Consider the following 18658-nt stretch of genomic DNA (forward strand, 5'->3'; position numbering starts at 1 on the left):
TGGCGCACAATGGAAACACCGCAGCGATACGCATTGTTCCGGCAGCTTGGCTTTGTGTGCCGATTGGCGGCGGAAGCGTCAGCTGTGTTCGACGAGAACAGAGATAGGATGATCAGCAAACAGTTCCGCGGCCGAAAGATCGCCCGCCGGCAATGTCCTATCCGTCAGCAGCTGCCGCAGCGGTCTCCGCAATCCTTGCGGCATGATGACAATCGCCTCATTCCAGGCATCCGAAGAGCGGCTATCGATAAGACGCGGTATGATCGTGACCGCTATGTCCAGCTCGTGAACGCGAGCAAATGCCACCAGGTTATCCGCTTGCTTACCCCTGGTTTTCAGCGGCACATATTTGCCTTCAAGAAAAAGAGAGGGATGACGACGGCGATAGTGCAGCACCTCACGGACGATCTTTCGCTTCAACGACGTCGCCTTGGATGCGTGGGTGTCGGCCGGTGTTTGTGTATCAGCCCATAGGTGGTCGACCGGTCTGCGATTATCCGGATCGACCAGGCTGAAATCGAGCCCCTCCGTGCCCTGATAGATGTCAGGAATGCCGGGAGCCGTGAGTTTGATGAGCAGTTGCGACAGGGTGTTGCGATAGCCGAATTCCACAAAGGGGCGCAGCGTGTGGTCGAAATCGTTCATGAATTTGTCATTTTCAACCGAAAGCAATGCGGCAGCATAAGCCTGAACCGCGTGTTCGTAGGCTGGATTTTCCTCCGCCCAATCCGTTCGAAGTTTTGCCTCACGCATCGCTTTCAGAATATAGGCCCTAAATCGGTCCTTCAGGGCGTCGAGATTGGTTTTTTCTATGTGTTCCGGCCAGATACCGGCCAGCGCCTGATACAGCATCCATTCGACATTCGGTTCCGGTGCCGCCCCGTCGGCAAGGTTAGAGCGAAACGAAGAGTTCATATTGCACCACCGCCCCACGGCCGTACTCCAGACATCAGGATCTTGGGTAAGGCTGTAAAGGCGGGCACGGGCATCTTCCCCGCGCTTCGTGTCATGCGTCGAGGTTGTCGAAAGGCCGAGGCGTTGCCACCGAAACCGGTCCTCCATGAATCGGTGAAAGGCGGCCACCGGTTTTGGCGAGACGTCGGGCTGACCTCCCACCTCGTTCATGGCAATCAAGCGGTTGTGTCGATAAAATAGCGTATCCTCGACCGACTTTGCCATCACCGGCCCGCTTAGCTGCTGAAATCGCGCACGAAACTCGCGCGCCTCCGCACCGGGGATATCGCCCTTCAAGAGGCGACCCAATGCCTCCAGGGCGTCAGGTGCTGGCACTCTGACACGCGCCTGATCAATGGCACTGTCTATGAATGTTTCATCCCGCATCGACGCGGCTTCCCGATAACCATAGGTGCGATAAACTGGAAAGGCGGTAAGCAGCTCGCGAAGTGCGCAAGAGATTTCCATCTCGTTGAAGTCGGGAAAGATCAAACGCGCCAACATTTGCAAGCGTGACGTCTCGCCTGCAAAATTGCGCTCGATCATCAGCAGTTTGGCCTTGCGCAGACCTGCCGCGAAGTCGGCATCTTCCCCGTTGACCGCCCTATACGCGCGATCCAATTTGCGCAGTCCGTTCTCACTGACGAAAAGATCGGCCATGGCGGCGATGAATTCGTAGCCGGTCGTTCCCGAAACAGGCCAATCCGCCGGCAGCGTCTCGCCATGCGCTAAAATCTTCTCGACCACGATGAACGTATGAACGCCAACGGCCTGACGTAAACGCTCGAGATAGGTCTTCGGATCGGCCAGTCCATCGATGTGATCGATGCGAAGGCCCTGGACTTGCCCGGCGCGAACCAATTCGACGATCAGCCGATGGGTGTCGTTGAAAACCTTTTCGTCTTCCACCCGCATGCCAACCAACGTTGCAACCTCGAAGAAACGCCGATAGCTAAGGTTTTGAGCGGCCTCCTTCCAGTAGCACAATCGCCAGTGTTGTGCGCCGAGAAGCTTTTTCATCGCCGCAGCATTCGTCGAAAAAGCGCTCAACCGCTCTTTGTCCTTTCCAATCTGCGCCGCGAGATTTTTGGTACTTTCGTCCGACAACGGAAGCAGATTGGAAAAATAGGCCAAATAGATGCGGTCGTCGGCGGGTTCATAGTGGAGACGGAGTTCTCCGGCAGCCAGAGCTTCTTCAAATGGCTTTCCCAGCAAAGGCAATGTCAGCTTCCGGCGCCAGTCAATATCGAAATGGCCGGCGTAGACGCTGTTCGATCCGTGTCGCAAAACATCGCGCCACCAGATATTTTCCAAGGATGCGGCCATATGGTTGGGCACGATATCAAGGATCAGGCCCAGCCCGGCATCCTGCAGGCTCGCACAAAAGGCGTCGAAGCCGGCGCGACCGCCAAGCACCGGGTCGATTTCGTTCGGATCCGTGACATCGTAGCCATGTGTCGATCCACGCGTGGCAGCGAAGATCGGCGAAGCATAGACGTGGCTGATGCCGAGATCTTTGAGATAGGGGACCAGCTCCGTTGCTCTTTTGAAGGTGACCTCCCCGCGAAATTGCAGGCGGTAGGTAGATGTCAAAACGGTCATGGTTTTCCTCACAAGCGTCTGCGCCTTTACCAACGGCGCTACAAGACATCTGTTCCGCGCTTCGGAACCGTTGCCGATAGGACGCGTTTGGAAGCGGGAAACTGCAATCTCATCAACGGACGAAGTCCCATGCTCCACAGCTTCGCGTTTGGACCTCAAGTCAAGGAGGATGCCGTCCTATTTCGCGTATGGGCGCCCTTGCTGGAGCGAGTGCTCGTCCGCATCGAGCAGCGCGGGGAATGGACAATGCAGCCAGGACAAGACGGCTGGCATATGGTTGAGGTCGCCCATGTGCGCGCCGGCGACCGCTACAAATTCGTTCTGCCCGACGGCCTTGAGGTACCGGATCCCGCCTCGCGTTTCCAACCAGACGATGTCCATGGACCCAGCGAACTCGTCGATCCGCGATTCGAATGGCGAACGGACGAATGGCAGGGTCTTCGCTGGCAGGACATTGTCATATATGAGCTACATCTCGGTGCCTTCACGCAGACCGGCACCTTTCTATCGGCCATCGAAAAGCTCGACCATTTGCAGCGCCTTGGCATAACGGCCATCCAACTCATGCCACTTTCTGATTTTCGTGGTCGATATGGCTGGGGTTACGACGGTGTTTTGCCATACGCACCGGATAGCAGCTACGGCCGTCCCGAAGAGCTGAAAATGCTTGTCGATGCAGCGCATGAGCGCGGTATCTGTGTCTTCCTTGACGTCGTCTATAACCACTTCGGACCGGACGGGAATTATCTACCGCTCTTAGCGCCGATCTTCAGCGGTCGGCATGAGAGCTTCTGGGGCAAGGGCCTGAATTACGACGGCGAAGGGAGCCGTTTCGTTCGTGATTTCGTCATCGAGAACGCGATCTATTGGCTGAGCGAATTTCGGATGGACGGTTTGCGGCTCGATGCCGTTCACGCGATGAAGGATGATAGTGATCCGCATATTCTGACCGAACTGGCGGATCGTGTCAGACGGGCGTTTCCCGATCGTCGTGTTCATTTGATCCTCGAAAATGAAGATAATCAATCCAGTCTTTTGGCACGGGATAACGGCGGCAGGCCATGCCATTTTACCGCGCAATGGAACGACGATATCCATCACGCTCTCCACGTAGCGGCAACGGGGGAGACATTCGGCTATTATGAGGACTATATCGATTATCGATCACGTTTGTGTCGCGCCCTTTGCGAAGGCTTCGCATTTCAGGGGGAGCATATGGGATATCGAGGTCGATCGAGAGGATCGCCAAGCGCCCACCTGCCTCCGACGGCCTTCATCTGCTTCATTCAAAATCACGACCAAATCGGCAACCGGGCACGAGGCGACCGCATGGTCTGTTCCCACTCGCTTGAGGCGATAAAAGCCATTACAGCGATTTACCTGCTCTCGCCGCAAATCCCGATGCTGTTCATGGGGGAGGAATGGGGAGCCGTCGAGCCCTTTCCGTTCTTTTGCGACTTTGATGAGGAGCTGAACAGAAAGGTCAGACTGGGGCGCAAGGAAGAACTGAGACGTTTGCCCGGCTTTCATGCGGATGATGCGCCCGACCCGACGTCACAAGCCACCTTTCGCAGCGCGAAGCTGCGCTGGGAGGCGATCGAAGCAAACGAAGCTCTTGCCGACTATTATCGGTTGTTGATAAGGCTCCGGCATCAAAAGATCGTACCGCTTCTTTACCAAGCGCGCAGTTGCACAGCCGCGCACGGCGCTGACCATCCACTCATTCGAATTCAGTGGCAAATGGAGACAGCAACCCTTCATCTTGTAGCTAATTTATCGGATAGGGCTGTTGTTCAGACCGGACCAGTCCCAGGTCAGACGATATTTGCATCGGACGGCATCACTGACAACTCGATCGGTCCCTGGGCCGTCGCCTGGAGCCTGTCATAAGCGCTTTTGCGAAACGAACAGCTCCATCGACACCGACATGAATTCAGCAAGCGAACGACCGCGAGGAAGTCGGTATCTCTGTCTCCATTCTAAGCTTGTCAGAAGACCAAACCGACTACCCTTCGGCGCTCGTCGCCTTCGCCAGGGCACCGACGATGGCTTCGTCGCTGAATGGCTTGCCGATCACCGCAATCGCTCCTTCGCGGCCATAGCCCACCCGTTCGGGACTGCCCGTCACGAAGATAACCTTTATCCCGAAACGATCTGTCAGTCGGCGCGCAAGCCCTCCTCCGCTATGGCCGTCGGCTAAGCCGAGATCCACGAGAGCAACTTGAGCTTTCGAAGCATAGGCCAGAGCTTGCTCTACGGTCGCAAAGGGGCCCACGATTTCGTGGCCAGCTTCAACTGCAATGCGCTCCAATTCGAGCGCCACCAGAGCCTCGTCTTCGACGATCATAACCTTCATTGTCACCGGTAACCTCCTCGCAAAATAAGATGGATCCAATTGGGAGAAAGGCGCTGGTCCGCCACCGCACGGATATGCTCGACACGCGGTAGCGACAGTACCTTTACCCTTCGAAAGCCCTTAGCCTTCAGGATTGCTCACCTCCTCGTCGCCAAAGAAAAACATCAACGTTGAAAGGGGCGCGAGATCGAGAAGAAGGGACTGCGCCCGTCCGTGCGCCGGGAAATCGTCGGTGGCGCGATCGCCGAAGTGGGTGCCTGCCCCACCATAAACCGAAGCATCGGTATTGAGTATCTGCCGCCATCGCCCATTAAAAGGTACGCCTATCCTATATCCCTCTCGGAAAACCGGCGTGAAATTCGAGACGACGAGAGCCGCCGACCGCCTTGTGGCATCGAAGCGCAGCATCGCCAACACCGAGTGTTCGGCATCATCGGCAACCGCCCACTCGAAGCCGTCCGGCGCGGTATCACCATGCTGCAGGCAGGGAAAATGCCTGTAAATTCGGTTCAAATCGCATACCAACCGCTGCACGCCGGTATGAGAGGCTTCGTCCAGGACGTCCCACTCGACAGAGCCGTCATGGTTCCATTCCGATCGTTGGCCGATCTCGCAGCCCATGAAGAGAAGCTTCTTGCCCGGGTGCCCCCACATGAAACCGAAAAGAGCGCGGAGATTGGCTATTTTCTGCCATTCGTCACCCGGCATCTTGCCGAGAAGCGAGCCTTTGCCGTGGACCACTTCATCATGCGAAAACGGTAGAATGAACCGCTCACTGTAAGTGTAGCTCATTCCGAATGTCATCGAACCATGGTGGTATTTTCGATAAACCGGATCCTCGGACATGTAATGGAGCGTGTCGTGCATCCACCCCATATTCCATTTCATGTCAAAGCCTAGGCCGCCTTCGCTCGCTGATCTGGTGATGTTGGGAAAAGCAGTCGACTCCTCGGCGATCATCAGCACATGTGCATGGCGCTCATGAACAATGCTGTTCAGGTGCTTGAAGAACTCGATGGCCTCCAGGTTTTCGCGGCCACCATGATGGTTCGGAATCCACTCGCCTTCCGGGCGGCTGTAGTCGCGATACAGCATCGAGGCGACGGCATCCACGCGCAATCCGTCGACATGATAGCGATCGAGCCATTCAAGAGCGCTCGCGATCAGAAAGCCTTTGACCTCGCGGCGGCCGAGATTGTAGATCAGCGTGTTCCAGTCGCGATGAAAGCCCTCTTTCGGATCTTCATGCTCGTAAAGCGCGGTCCCGTCAAAGCGCGCCAATCCCCACACATCGGTCGGAAAATGCGCTGGCACCCAGTCCAGGATGACGCCAATTCCCTGTTCGTGGCAGCGATCGACGAAATAGGCGAAATCGTCGGGCGTTCCGTAACGCCCGGTCGGCGCAAAGAGACCGAGCGGCTGATAGCCCCAGGATCCTCCAAAAGGATGTTCCATGATCGGCAGCAACTCGACATGGGTGAACCCCATTTCGCTGACATAGGGGATCAGTCGCTGCGAGAGTTCGACCCAATCCAGCGCGCGGCCGCCATCTTCCATATCGCGTAGCCAAGAGCCGGCATGAACCTCATAGATCGAAAGCGCCTTACCCAGTTGCTCGGCGCCTCGCCGAGTATCCATCCAGGCATGATCGTTCCAGCGGAAGGATTCAGATGAGGCGACCACCGAGGCTGTCGATGGCGCCGGCTCGGCGGCTCGCGCGACGGGATCGGCCTTCTGGGGAAGTCGGTTGCCGAAGCGATCGAGGATCTCGAACTTGTAGCGTTCGCCGACCGTGAGATGCGGAATGAATATCTCCCAGACACCTGCCTGCCGCCTAAGCCTCATCGGATGGCGACGCCCGTCCCAGGCATTGAAGTCGCCGACAACGGATACGCGCGAAGCATTCGGCGCCCAAACGGCGAAGCGGACACCTGAAACGTCTTCGACGTTCGTGGGATTAGCGCCGAGCGCCTGCGTCAGGTCGTAATGCGTGCCTTCGGCGATAAGATGAAGATCCAGCTCGCCAAGCAATGGTGGGAAACTGTAGGGATCAGGCGTCACCTGGATTGCATCGGGCCACTGAATTCTCAAGGAATAGGCGCGGCGTTCGGCAAGCACGGCACCGAACAGACCGGCCGGATGCAGGAGGTTGGCCTGAGCCAACGGCAAACCACTGTCCCGGTCGAGGATTTCAACGCGCATTGCGCCGGGAAGATAGGTTCTCACAGTGCAGCGACCGTCGACACCCTGATGGAAACCAAGGATCGAAAAAGGATCGCCATGGCGCCCCTCGATGAGGGCATTCATGGCATCCGCCTCCACACCGTAAAGAATGTCCGCGGCTTCCGTCATGAGCGGCTCTCCGAAAGGCGCATCAGAATGTCGGCAAATCCGCTTAGCGGAATTGGAAGCCACTTCGGACGATTTCTCGCCTCGTAGGCGATCTCATAGGCCGCCTTTTCCAAAAGAAAGATATCGATAAGTCGCCGTACTTCCGCAGGGGTTTTCGGCAAATCTCGCGATGCGGCTAGCGCTTCCATATAGGAGGTCAGAAAGATGCGTTCGGCATTCTCAGCAAAGCGCTGGATCACCTGCCTTCGGCGCGCGTCGTGATGATCGGAAATCGCGTCGTTTTCGAGCATGGCGGCCGCCGAAAGGTAGTCAAGCGATCGCAATAGGCCGGCAGCGTCGCGCAAAGGGCTCGTCTTTGCCCGGCGCTCTGCGAGGTTTCGGGCCGGCTCGCCTTCAAAATCGATAATAACAGCGTCTCCTTCCGTCACCAGAATCTGGCCAAGGTGGAAATCGCCATGCGCGCGGGTCAGCAGCGTCCCCTTCGCCTCGTCCGCCAGTGCGGCGGCAAGTTTGATGATCCTTTCGCGTCCGCCCAGCAGCAGGGACACGCGGTCTGCGATCTCTGGGTCGACACTGTCTCCCAGGTCGGTCAGCTTGGAAAAAGCATAGGTGATCTCGCCAGTGACCGCCTCGCGAATGATGGCCGTATCGCGCTGATCTGCCCGGCGTGGCGCAAAGGCTTCGTTTTGCGTTGGCTGTGCCAGCAGGACATGCAACTCTCCCAGCCGTTCACCAACCATGGCGACGAAATGCAAAAGGGGGCGCAACTGTTCGTCGGCGGTCTCAACCGCTGCTTCGGTGATGACGATCTCGTCGGCAGCACGCCGCAGATTGGAAAGCATCCAATTCCAGGCGTCGCCCTGGTTGCGGATAGCCCCTTGCACGATGATGAGCGTTGATCGGCGGCCTTCACCGTCGGTGCGCGCGACCTCGCCCAGAAGCGGCGCGGTGTGCTCATAGCCTTGCTCCGTCAGGTATCGCGTCATCTCGACTTCCGGATGGACGCCGACGAAGACATGGCGGATCAGCTTGATCATCGCCAAATCGCCGACGAGCAACGAGCTGTTGGATTGTTCAGCTGAAAGCCAACGGATCGGCATATCTTCTGTTAGTGCCAGGCAATCGAGTCGATCGGTGCCGATGAACTCGATGGTGCCGGTGCGTCCGCTGACTGTCGAGCGATCGCATAGGCCCTGCAGAATGCCACGCGCCATCGTCTCAACGGCAAAACCGTCGGTCAGAAACCCAACCCGCCTGCCCTGCCGGATACGGGCAAGGGAGAGCTGCTGGCCAAGCACGTTCGGCGCGGTGTCGTCCCATTCGGCGGCAAGCGGCAGCTGGTAGCTTTCCACATGATCCGGCAGAACAGCCTCGATCTCTCCCAGCACGATGCCATCGGCAAACGGTATCGGTGTCGCCGAGACGAGTCGCGCCTCCTGCAGTGCCTGGTCCTTGGCGCCGAACCAGCGCCGCTTCGAGAGGTAAGCGGGCAGAATATCCCTACTGAGAACCGCGGCATGCTGCGGCAGTTCGGCAAGCTCCGTCAGGCTGCGTCTGATAACGACCGTGACGAAATCAATCAGTTGCTCTGGCGGCGCGGTGCGCCAGGCAGGCCCGTCAGCCTCGGCGTTCAGCTGGAACCAGAAGAAGCCATAGGGAGGCAGAGTGAGCAGGTAAGTGAGCTGCCCGACCGGCGGGAACGGCGACATCCCCGTCAGCTCGACGGGAACACGCCCTTCGAATTGCTGCAGGTCGAGTTCAACGGCCTGGGGAACACGCGACAGGTTCGCCACGCATAGGATTACCTCTTCCTGGTATTCCCGCAGGTAGGCGAGCACCCGTCGATTACTCGGCGTCAAAAAGCGCAACGAACCTCGGCCGAAGGCACTATGTCGACCGCGCAACGCCAGCATTCGCCGAGTCCAATTCAACAGGGAATGCGCGTCCGACACCTGCGCCTCGACATTCAATGCCTCGTAGCCGTAAAGAGGATCGGCAACCGGTGGCAACACGAGGCGCGCTGGATCGGCGCGCGAGAAGCCGGCGTTACGGTCTGGAGACCATTGCATGGGCGTGCGCACCCCATCTCGGTCGCCGAGATAAATATTGTCGCCCATGCCGATCTCATCGCCATAATAAACCACAGGCGTTCCGGGCATGGACAGCAGCAATGCGTTCATGAGCTCGATGCGACGGCGGTCGCGCTCCATCAACGGTGCCAGTCGACGACGGATGCCAAGATTAATGCGGGCGCGTTTGTCGGAAGCATAGGTCTCCCACAGATAATCGCGTTCCGCATCGGTCACCATTTCGAGCGTCAGCTCATCGTGGTTTCGAAGAAAGATCGCCCATTGACAACTTTCGGGGATATCCGGCGTTTGACGCATAATGTCAGTGATCGGGAAGCGATCTTCCTTGGCAATCGCCATGTACATGCGCGGCATCAGGGGAAAATGGAATGCCATGTGGCATTCGTCGCCATCGCCGAAATATTCACGCGTATCCTCGGGCCACTGGTTTGCCTCGGCAAGGAGCATCACGCCGCGATGCGTTGCATCGAGCGCAGCGCGGATCTCCTTTAGGATCCGGTGGGTTTCCGGAAGATTTTCATTGTTGGTGCCCTCGCGTTCGACAAGATATGGTATCGCATCAAGCCGAAACCCGTCGATGCCGGTCTCGAGCCAGAAACGCATGACGTCGATAAGCTCCTTCATCACCAAAGGGTTGTCGAAATTGAGATCCGGCTGATGCGAATAGAAGCGATGCCAGTAGTACTGGCCGGCGACGGGATCGAAGGTCCAGTTCGACTTTTCGGTATCCAGAAAGATGATGCGGGTCTCTGGAAACCTCTGGTCGTTGTCCGACCAAACATAAAAATCCCGCTCGGGGCTTCCGGCTGGCGATTGCCGCGAGCGTTGGAACCAGGGATGCTGGTCGGACGTGTGATTGATGACGAGTTCGATAATCACACGGATGCCGCGTTGATGCGCGGCTGCAACGAACTTTCGAAAGTCGTCGAGCGTTCCATAGTCAGGGCTGACACTGCGATAGTCGGCAATGTCGTAGCCGTCGTCGCGTCGTGGTGAAGGAAAAAAAGGGAGAAGCCAAATCGCATTAACGCCGAGAGCGGCGATATAGTCGAGCTTCTGATAGAGGCCCTCGAAATCGCCGACTCCGTCGCCGTTGGCGTCGTAAAAGGACTTGACGTGCAACTGATAGATGATCGCATCCTTGTACCAGAGCAAATCCTCGGCAATTCCGTTGTCGTTGTCCATAATAACAGCGGTGTTCATCTCACACCTCACCAGTCCTGACGCGCCAAATGGCGAAAGGCAAATGGGCCGGGTCCAGCCTGATCGTTTGCCATTTTCCTGTACGATTAAACCTTTGGCCGCTAACGAGGTCCTCGAAGGCAAGCGCCCCGTCATCCGCAGCGCCAAACCGCCAAAGCGGAAATTCCACATTGCTTTCTTCTGGCGCGTGCGGATTGAGCGTTACGGCCACAAGAAGAACATTGTGGCGCCCGACGCTTGCTTTTTCATAGAACATGACGTTTGGGTTTGACGATGGCAGCAGCGTCAAGCCGAGATGCGAATGTAGCGCCGAATTATCCTTGCGAATGCGGTTGAGCATAGCGATTTCAGCTTTGATGTTGCCGGGCCTGTCATAGTCCCAGGCACGGATTTCGTATTTTTCGCTATCGGCGTATTCCTTGCGCTTGGCGTCGGGGCGACCCTCGCAAAGCTCGAAACCGTTATAAACACCCCACAGACCCGACAATGTCGCCGCCAGAACGGCCCTGATAAGATAGGCCGGACGAGGCGCGTTTTGCAGGAAGTCGGGATTGATGTCGTGTGTGTTGACGAAAAAATGCGGGCGGAAGAATTCCGTGACATCGCTCTGCGTAAGCTCGACTAGGTATTGCTCCAGCTCCGCTCTGGTGTTGCGCCATGTAAAATAGGTGTAGGACTGGGAAAACCCGATCTTTGCCAATCGGTACATGACCTTCGGTCTTGTGAACGCTTCTGAAAGGAAAGCGACTTCGGGATGACGCGCCCGGACGTCGCCGATCATCCATTCCCAGAAGGGAAAAGGCTTGGTATGCGGGTTGTCGACACGAAACAGCTTTATGCCTTCGTCGATCCACATCTCGACGATGTCACGCAGTTCGGCCCAGAGCGCCGGCACGGCGTCCTTCGCATAGAAATCGACATTGACGATATCTTCGTATTTCTTCGGCGGATTTTCCGCGTAACGGATCGTCCCGTCCGGTCGCCAGTCGAACCAGCCCGGATGTTGCTTTAGCCAGGGATGATCAGGGGATGCCTGAATCGCCAAGTCGAGCGCGATTTCCAATCCAAATCGCCTTGCTTCCATCACCAGACGTTCGAAATCATCGAATTCTCCCAAAAGCGGATGAATGGCTTCATGCCCACCCGCCTGCGACCCGATCGCATAGGGACTGCCCGGATCCGCCGGCGCCGGCACGAGAGAGTTGTTACGGCCCTTGCGGTTGGTCCGCCCGATCGGGTGGATCGGCGGGAAATAGAGTACATCGAAGCCCATGTCTCGGATTGCCGGCAAGCGCGCGATGACGTCGTCGAAGGTGCCATGACGATTGGGGTCGCCGCTTTGTGAGCGGGGAAAGATCTGATACCAGCTGGCGAAAGCAGCCTCGCGCCGCTCGGACTCGACGCCATAGGGTCGCGAGCGGGAGGCAAACGGACGGCGGTCGGCAAGCGCCATCAGCTCGCTTGTACGTGCGGCAAACAGCAATTCAAGTTTGCCAGGTCCGTCCTGCCTCTCGAGCTCGGCAAGCAGCGCGGTCAATTCTGCTCTTTCGTCCGCCGTCATCGATATGGCAAAGTCGGTTGCGGCATCCCGGATCAACTCTTCGCCCTCGATCAGCTCCAGCCGCAAATCGAGCCGCGCTTCGCTCTTCTTGAGAAGCTCGTGGCGGAAGATGGCGTAGAGATTCTTCCAAGCTTCGATCCTGAATTCGAAGCGGCCGACACGATCGAGGAAGAACGATCCTTGCCACCGATCGTTTTCGGAAAGAACCATTTTCGATTGGCGCCAATCCAACTCGTCGTCGGCGCGATAAAGAAGGCAAGCCGATAGGAGGTCGTGGCCGTCCGCGAAGATGTCCGCCTCGACCGTGACGGTGTCACCGATGACGCGCTTGACCGGGAAACGGCCATCGTCAACCTGTGGCGTAATATCTTCGATGGCAATTCGCGGTGAGGCCGTCGCCTCACCAAGAGGTAGCTTCCCCTCGTCTGCCCTGACAACGGCGCGTGCGTTCGTCCTAAGCACGCATACATCGCCCGGGGCGATCCTGCGGCTGGTGATCGAGGTTTCGAGGGGCAGGAAAGGCGAGGCCAAGCGATGAACGATGTCGTCAGGCACCATCGCAGCGCCGCGCAGGTCTCGGTTGACGATAATCAGCCGCACCTTGTCAGCGATCCTGAGATCGGGCTGATCGGCTTGTGCGATGACTGTCACGTGGCTCGATGTCTCACATCGAAGGCATAATCGTCTTTGAGCGGCCTCGCTTTGCGCAGCATTTAGATTGCGAACGGCCGCGCAAATATCGAAAGCGCCCTCGGCTTTCAAGGCGCGTAAGCCCTCTCCTCGACCGAAGGTTGGATCGAGCGGCAGGGAGACGCCGAATTCGAACCCCATGGGCACGAGAAGCCCATCGCCCAGTTCGGCTGCAAGATGAAGTGCGCGAACCGATTTGCGCTCGCGGATTTCCCTCCCCTCGGTGCCATGCGCCAGCCGCTTTCCGAAGGGCACTTCCGGAAAGGCGATCTGCGGCCCCAGCGACAGCTGGAGACGATGCTCCTCCAGAAACCAGCTCTCGCGCAGATCCCACCAGGCAAGCGAGGAGAATGCGCCGCTAAATCCGCACTCCCGCAATTCGGATCGCAGTGCGAAGTCGGTTCCAGGCGTATAGGCAAAGAATTTTGTTTCGGGCCTCACGGCCTTCGCGCTCTCGATCAGACGTCGCCAGTCTTGCGCGGGCAAGCTGTCGAGCTCGAGGACCCGATATCCCGCTATGCCGCAGGCGGCAAAGCGCGCCAGCCGCGCCTGCCACGCGTCAACCGCCGCGCCTTGGCACAGCGGCCTGGATGAAGGCAACGGCGACCGCCTTGGGTCAAGGGGGAGAGAGGCGGCGATGTCTGTCTTGTCCGAGTTCACCGCGAGATCGAGCATGAGCTCGACCCCTCTTTTTCGCGCGTCCTCCGCCAAGGCAAAAAGACCTTCTTCCGCATCTCCCTCAAGCTTGAGCGCCGGATCGAGGTGACTATAGTCGCCGGTGGAAAAAAGCCCGCCGTCGGCTGTTCTGAGAAAGGGTGGCGCAGAAAGAACAGTGTCGAAACCGAGTACGCTCGCGTGATCAAACGCTTCGTTCCATCGCTCTCGGCCCGCGAGGAGCAACGGATTTACATAGTAGATCCGCGGATGCCTAAACGCGGCGTCTGACTGAGTTGCGAACGTCATCAGGTAATTCTCCACGCATTACGCGGAAAGGAATTCTCGCCTCGGCGATCAGCGAAACTAACCTCCAAGCAAGTTAGTTGTTCCAATCGAAGCGACATCCACCTGAGCGATTAACGCACCATTTGACATCGAAAAAGGGATTTGGGCCTGTCAGTAATTGATGCCCGCGGCGGTTTCCGATCACGGCAAATATGATGAGTTGGTTGAATTTTGAACGAAATTCAACACAGAGAACTGCGTGCGGAGTTCTCTTTCAATGCTATGAGAGGGACCAGAAATCGAGAGACGACGCGGAACTTTTTCCCGTACGCAACATTGAACGGAGCACCGCAAGCGGGCGAGCGCAAGCCTTTGGAGTAGCATGTCGATAGAGCAAGCTCTGGCGTTCGGGGTTATCGGTCTGATGATGATCGTCTTCATCTGGGATCGATTCCGCTATGACATAGTTGCCTGCTGCGCGCTGATCTTATCGATTGCCGTCGGGATTGTTCCCTTCGAGCGAGCTTTTTCAGGCTTCAGTGACGACATCGTCATCATCGTTGGCAGTGCACTGGTGGTCAGCGCCGGCGTGGCTCGTTCGGGCATTGTCGATTCAGCGATCAAGCGATTTTTTCCGAACCTGCAATCGCTCCACGCGCAACTGGCGCTGCTGCTCATTGTTGTCGCCGTCCTGTCAGCTTTCATCAAGAATATCGGCGCATTGGCCATCATGATGCCGGTTGCTTTCCAGTTTTCCAGCAAGATCGGTCTATCCCCGTCCCGCTATCTGATGCCGATGAGTTTTGCTGCGTTAATTGGAGGACTGATGACGCAGATTGGCACGTCGCCCAATATTGTCGTTTCGCGGCTGCGTCATGAGATCACCGGCACATCGTTCGGTATGTTCGATTTCACGTTCGTCGGCGCGACACTGACACTCGTCGGCGTTGCCTTTCTGATCGCCTTCCATTGGCTCGTACCAGTGCGCGAAAACAAGAATAAGGCGCTCGATGAAGCGCTTGAGATGAAGGTCTATTCTTCCGAAGCCACCGTGACGGACGAATCGAGCGCCGTGGGCAAACAACTGGCGGACGTGACCGGTCTAGGAGACGGTGACGTCGTCGCAACGGCAATCCTTCGCGAACAGTTGCGCATGGCGCCCTTTCCAGACGCCTCACTCCAGATTGGCGACACGATCCTATTGGAAGGAAGCCCACAGGGGCTCGACCGCGTAATTTCGGGCGCCAGGCTGAAGCCTGCGGGCAAGACGGCGGCCAGTGCAAAAAATCAAAACGATGTGACCGCGATCGAGGCGGTCATCGCATCAGAATCGGCGCTGCGCGGCCTTTCGGTTCGACAGCTCGCGCTTTACAACCGGCGCGGCATTAACCTGCTGGCCGTCAGTCGTCACGGCGAGCGCTTGACCGAGCGGCTTGGCAGACTGCGATTGCAGGCCGGTGATGTCGTCGTGCTTCAAGGCAGCCGCACAAGCCTTCCTGGCTTTCTGCAGGAGTTTGGTTGCCTGCCACTTGCCGAGCGAGAGATCCTGCTCGGAACACCCCGTCGCGCCTATATCCCGTTGTTCATCCTCACTGCCGCTATGGGCAGCACAGCCGCCGGGCTTGTGCCGGTCTCAATCGGCTTCTTTGCGGCGGCACTCGCAATGATCGTCTTTCGCGTCATTCCGCTGGTCGACCTCTACAAATCCATCGACGGTCCCATTCTCATCATGCTGGCGGCGCTCATTCCGGTTTCCGATACCTTGCGCACGACCGGAGGCAGCGAGTTGATTGCTCAGTGGCTCGGCTTTTTCGCCGCGCAGATGCCACCCTTTGGCGCTTTGGCGCTAATCCTCGTCACCGCCATGGCCGTGACGCCATTTCTCAACAACGCCGCAACTGTCCTTGTCATGGCACCGATTGCCGCGAGCTTTGCGCAAGCACTCAACTTCAAGCCAGAAGCCTTTCTCATGGCGGTCGCCATCGGCGCTGGCAGTGATTTTCTGACTCCGATCGGCCATCAGTGCAATACGTTGGTAATGGGGCCAGGCGGCTACAAGTTTGCTGACTATCCGCGGCTGGGATTGCCGTTGTCGATCATCATCATTCTCGTTAGCGTTCCGGCGCTGCTCTACGTGTGGCCGATCCGCTAATGCGGGCTCGCCTTAAATTTCCTTAACGTTCCTGCTTGAAGCAGGGTTGGTGCCACACTGGCATGGCAAACCCTGCATATGAGCCTGCGACATTCTCCCATGTCGGGTAAACTCCCAAACTTGCAAGGACGGCGTAACGCTTGACGTCAGCGTGCCAATAGCATGCATTGCTTTCCAAAAAACGTAGTGGGATCAAGCTATACGACATGTCTATACGATCCCGCAGTCCCCGCATCTGCGTGGGAACCATGTCCCGCCACAGTCGCAGAGAAATGTTCATCGAGAGGAACAATGAAGCGCCATAGCGACGCCTAGACGCCGGCATAGACCAGCCTCGTAAAGAAGGCGGGATCAATCACGAACTGACCCCATTTCGCGTCAAACGCTGACGTGGGCTTCGCCTCGACTACCTCGTCGAGGGAGCGTCCCTGGCGTTTGAACTTCGCGACGTTCTCGCGGACGGCGACCAGCATGTCGCGGAAGTCACGCAACTCGGCGCGGTTGCTCACTGGGTCGCCGTGACCCGGTATGATAATGGTCTTGTCGGTGGACGCGGCGAGATTCGCTTCAGAGGCCGCGATCATTCCGTCGATGCTGCCGCCCGTCGAGTGATCGATAAAGGGATAGATGCCGTTCCAGTAAGTGTCGCCGACGTGAAGGATATCCGCCTCTTGGAACATAACCGAGATGTCCCCATCAGTATGGGCGGCGCCATAGTATTTGAGAATTGCGGTTTCTCCGTTCAGCTTAAGCGTGTGTTCCTTGGAGAAGACATACTGTGGCTCCCCGCTTTTCCCGACCGGGAGGAAATTGTAGTCCCAGTCTTCCACCCTTTGGACCTGCGACAGGTACTTACGGGTGTTTTCATGCGCGATGATCTTGGCTCCTCCGGACCCAATCCAGGCGTTCCCGTCCGCATGGTCGAAATGCCAATGGGTATTGATCAGATGGGTGACGGGAGCTGGCGAGATTTCTGCGAGAGCCTTGCTCATCTGTTTGCGGGAAACGCTGATGCCTGCGTCCACCATGACGAGGCCGTCCTTGCCGCTCAACACCGCGACGTTGCCGCCGGAACCTTCGAGGATGGTGATGCCGCTCCTTAGTTTGTAGGTGGAGATGGCGGACTTGGCGGCGCTGTCCTTTATGAGGCTCACCAGGCCACGTGCCTCGGCATAGGCCTGGCGGGGACTTAACCACCCTCCCGTCGCGGCGAATCCTGCGGCACCGATGCAGCAGAGGCAAAATCCACGGCGCGAGAGCATGTGATCGGATTTCATGACATACCTTTCCACGGCCGGTCTCGAACGAGCCGACGGCTTTCGAACGGGGTTTGGTAAGGACGAGGCGGGCCTTTGCGGCCCGCCCGGCCGTCAGGCCTTGATGAAGGCCAGAAGGTCTGCGTTGATCACGTCAGCGTGCGTCGTGAACATTCCATGTGGGTAGCCGTCGTAGACCTTGAGCGTCCCGTTCTTGAGCAACTTCACCGAGAGTTCCGCGGAGTCGGCGATGGGAACGACCTGGTCGTCGCTGCCGTGCATCACGAGGACCGGGACGTCGATGGCCTTGAGGTCTTCCGTGAAATCGGTCTCGGAAAAGACCTTGATGCATTCGTAATGTGCGTTCGCGCCGCCCATCATGCCTTGCCGCCACCAGTTGCGGATCGTTCCTTCGGAGATGGCCGCACCGGGGCGGTTGAAGCCGTAGAACGGCCCGCTCGCGATATCGAGGTAGAGCTGTGCCCGATTTGCGGCCAACGCCGCGCGGTATCCGTCGAACACCTCGATCGGAAGTCCGCCCGGATTTCTATCGGACTTGACCATGACCGGAGGGATAGCGGAAATGAGCACCGCCTTGGCGACCCGGCTCTTACCATGTCTGGCGACATACCTGGTGACTTCGCCGCCGCCCGTCGAATGGCCGACGTGGATGGCGCCGCGGAGGTCGAGCGCCTCAGCCAGGGCTGCGACATCGGCTGCGTACGTATCCATGTCGTTGCCGCCCGAGGTCTGGCTGGAGCGGCCGTGACCCCTGCGATCGTGGGCGATGACGCGGAAACCCTTGCCCAGGAAGAATAGCATCTGGTTGTCCCAGTCGTCGGCACTGAGTGGCCAGCCGTGGTGGAATACGATCGGCTGACCGGAACCCCAGTCCTTGTAGAAAATCTGCGCGCCGTTTTTCGTGGCGATGCTGCTCATGATCTCACTCCCGGTTTCAGTGTTTGCACTGGTTGGATTCGAAGACGCCCTGGCCGTGGCCGCGAGCGCGTGCATCGGCAGGGCCGTGACTGCCGTCGCGGCGGTCCCTATCAAGACCTCCCTGCGTGTGACGGCGGGTATCGGAAAATGTACTCTGGAGGTCATGGTCCTTTTCCTTCTTCGCTCGGATGGCTCCGCAGGCGGAAATGACGCGTCCGGCTTTTAATCTCTTGCCCGCGGCCCACGATGAAGGTCAGTCAGCCGCGGACGGGCGCGGCATCGGCCCACTCTTTGCGGGTGGTTGGATTGCCGTCGATCGTCTCGACGATGTCCCTGGACTTCGAAAGAGTTGTCATCAGAGACTTTGGCCCCTCGAACGGCCTGCCGCCGATGTGCCAGCCGTCCGTGTGCAGCTCCTCGATCAGGACCCAGACGACTTCGCGAAAAGCCTTCGATCCTTCAAACTTGACCATGACATCGGTCAAGGCCTTGGCCATGGCGTGTTTTTCCTCGGGCGTGAAGACGCCGTCGACCAGCTTTACGTTTACGAATGGCATGCCT

10 protein-coding genes are annotated in these 18658 nt (G+C 57.9%); 2 read left to right on the top strand and 8 right to left on the bottom strand.

Translation table 11 applies throughout. The annotated features are described in order from the left end of the window. Positions 1 to 78 precede the first annotated feature (78 nt). Complete coding sequence (gene treY / locus HGP16_RS14640; protein ID WP_168840737.1) at positions 79 to 2556, bottom strand: malto-oligosyltrehalose synthase; 2478 nt, start codon at positions 2554 to 2556, stop codon at positions 79 to 81. A gap of 129 nt (positions 2557 to 2685) precedes the next feature. On the opposite strand from treY, the gene treZ reads away from it, so the two are divergent. After that, positions 2686 to 4446 carry a malto-oligosyltrehalose trehalohydrolase gene (gene treZ, locus HGP16_RS14645; RefSeq protein WP_168840738.1) on the top strand — a complete coding sequence of 587 codons (1761 nt, stop codon included), beginning with the start codon at positions 2686 to 2688 and terminating at the stop codon, positions 4444 to 4446. 115 nt (positions 4447 to 4561) lie between these two features. On the opposite strand, the gene HGP16_RS14650 is transcribed toward treZ, so the two are convergent. The 4 genes from HGP16_RS14650 to HGP16_RS14665 form a co-directional block, all read right to left on the bottom strand. Next, complete coding sequence (locus tag HGP16_RS14650; RefSeq protein WP_168840739.1) at positions 4562 to 4912, bottom strand: response regulator; 351 nt, start codon at positions 4910 to 4912, stop codon at positions 4562 to 4564. Between the two features lie 120 nt (positions 4913 to 5032). Beyond that, positions 5033 to 7264: a 1,4-alpha-glucan branching protein GlgB gene (glgB, locus tag HGP16_RS14655; RefSeq protein WP_168840740.1), complete on the bottom strand. Its 2232-nt coding sequence runs from the start codon at positions 7262 to 7264 to the stop codon at positions 5033 to 5035. Next, positions 7261 to 10539 carry a maltose alpha-D-glucosyltransferase gene (gene treS / locus HGP16_RS14660; protein ID WP_168840774.1) on the bottom strand — a complete coding sequence of 1093 codons (3279 nt, stop codon included), beginning with the start codon at positions 10537 to 10539 and terminating at the stop codon, positions 7261 to 7263. Before treS ends, glgB begins: the two co-directional genes overlap by 4 nt. A gap of 19 nt (positions 10540 to 10558) precedes the next feature. After that, on the bottom strand, positions 10559 to 13771 hold the full coding sequence (locus HGP16_RS14665) for a maltotransferase domain-containing protein (RefSeq protein ID WP_168840741.1): 3213 nt from the start codon (positions 13769 to 13771) through the stop codon (positions 10559 to 10561). 361 nt (positions 13772 to 14132) lie between these two features. On the opposite strand from HGP16_RS14665, the gene HGP16_RS14670 reads away from it, so the two are divergent. Continuing rightward, positions 14133 to 15902 (top strand): SLC13 family permease, encoded by a 1770-nt coding sequence (locus HGP16_RS14670; RefSeq protein ID WP_168840742.1) that lies wholly within the window; start codon positions 14133 to 14135, stop codon positions 15900 to 15902. 311 nt (positions 15903 to 16213) lie between these two features. Here HGP16_RS14670 and HGP16_RS14675 read toward each other — a convergent pair whose 3' ends face one another. The 3 genes from HGP16_RS14675 to HGP16_RS14685 all read right to left on the bottom strand — a co-directional run bounded on the left by HGP16_RS14675 (position 16214) and on the right by HGP16_RS14685 (position 18654). Further along, positions 16214 to 17179, bottom strand: coding sequence for an MBL fold metallo-hydrolase (locus tag HGP16_RS14675; protein WP_168840743.1), 966 nt, complete (start codon positions 17177 to 17179; stop codon positions 16214 to 16216). Positions 17180 to 17272: 93 nt separating this feature from the next. Further along, a complete protein-coding gene (locus tag HGP16_RS14680; protein ID WP_168840744.1) occupies positions 17273 to 18097 on the bottom strand; it encodes an alpha/beta fold hydrolase in 825 nt (274 codons plus the stop codon). Positions 18098 to 18354: 257 nt separating this feature from the next. Then, a complete protein-coding gene (locus HGP16_RS14685) occupies positions 18355 to 18654 on the bottom strand; it encodes a 4-oxalocrotonate tautomerase family protein (protein WP_168840745.1) in 300 nt (99 codons plus the stop codon). Positions 18655 to 18658: the final 4 nt, after the last annotated feature.

Origin of the sequence: Rhizobium sp. P40RR-XXII (assembly GCF_012641405.1) — a bacterium.
Taxonomy (GTDB): Bacteria; Pseudomonadota; Alphaproteobacteria; order Rhizobiales; family Rhizobiaceae; genus Rhizobium.

Bases quoted from the DNA above. Each gene is read 5' to 3' on its own strand.
- treY (WP_168840737.1), bottom strand. From the start codon at position 2,556: ATGACCGTTTTGACATCTACCTACCGCCTGCAATTTCGCGGGGAGGTC.
- treZ (WP_168840738.1), top strand. From the start codon at position 2,686: ATGCTCCACAGCTTCGCGTTTGGACCTCAAGTCAAGGAGGATGCCGTC.
- HGP16_RS14650 (WP_168840739.1), bottom strand. From the start codon at position 4,912: ATGAAGGTTATGATCGTCGAAGACGAGGCTCTGGTGGCGCTCGAATTG.
- glgB (WP_168840740.1), bottom strand. From the start codon at position 7,264: ATGACGGAAGCCGCGGACATTCTTTACGGTGTGGAGGCGGATGCCATG.
- treS (WP_168840774.1), bottom strand. From the start codon at position 10,539: ATGGACAACGACAACGGAATTGCCGAGGATTTGCTCTGGTACAAGGAT.
- HGP16_RS14665 (WP_168840741.1), bottom strand. From the start codon at position 13,771: ATGACGTTCGCAACTCAGTCAGACGCCGCGTTTAGGCATCCGCGGATC.
- HGP16_RS14670 (WP_168840742.1), top strand. From the start codon at position 14,133: ATGTCGATAGAGCAAGCTCTGGCGTTCGGGGTTATCGGTCTGATGATG.
- HGP16_RS14675 (WP_168840743.1), bottom strand. From the start codon at position 17,179: ATGAAATCCGATCACATGCTCTCGCGCCGTGGATTTTGCCTCTGCTGC.
- HGP16_RS14680 (WP_168840744.1), bottom strand. From the start codon at position 18,097: ATGAGCAGCATCGCCACGAAAAACGGCGCGCAGATTTTCTACAAGGAC.
- HGP16_RS14685 (WP_168840745.1), bottom strand. From the start codon at position 18,654: ATGCCATTCGTAAACGTAAAGCTGGTCGACGGCGTCTTCACGCCCGAG.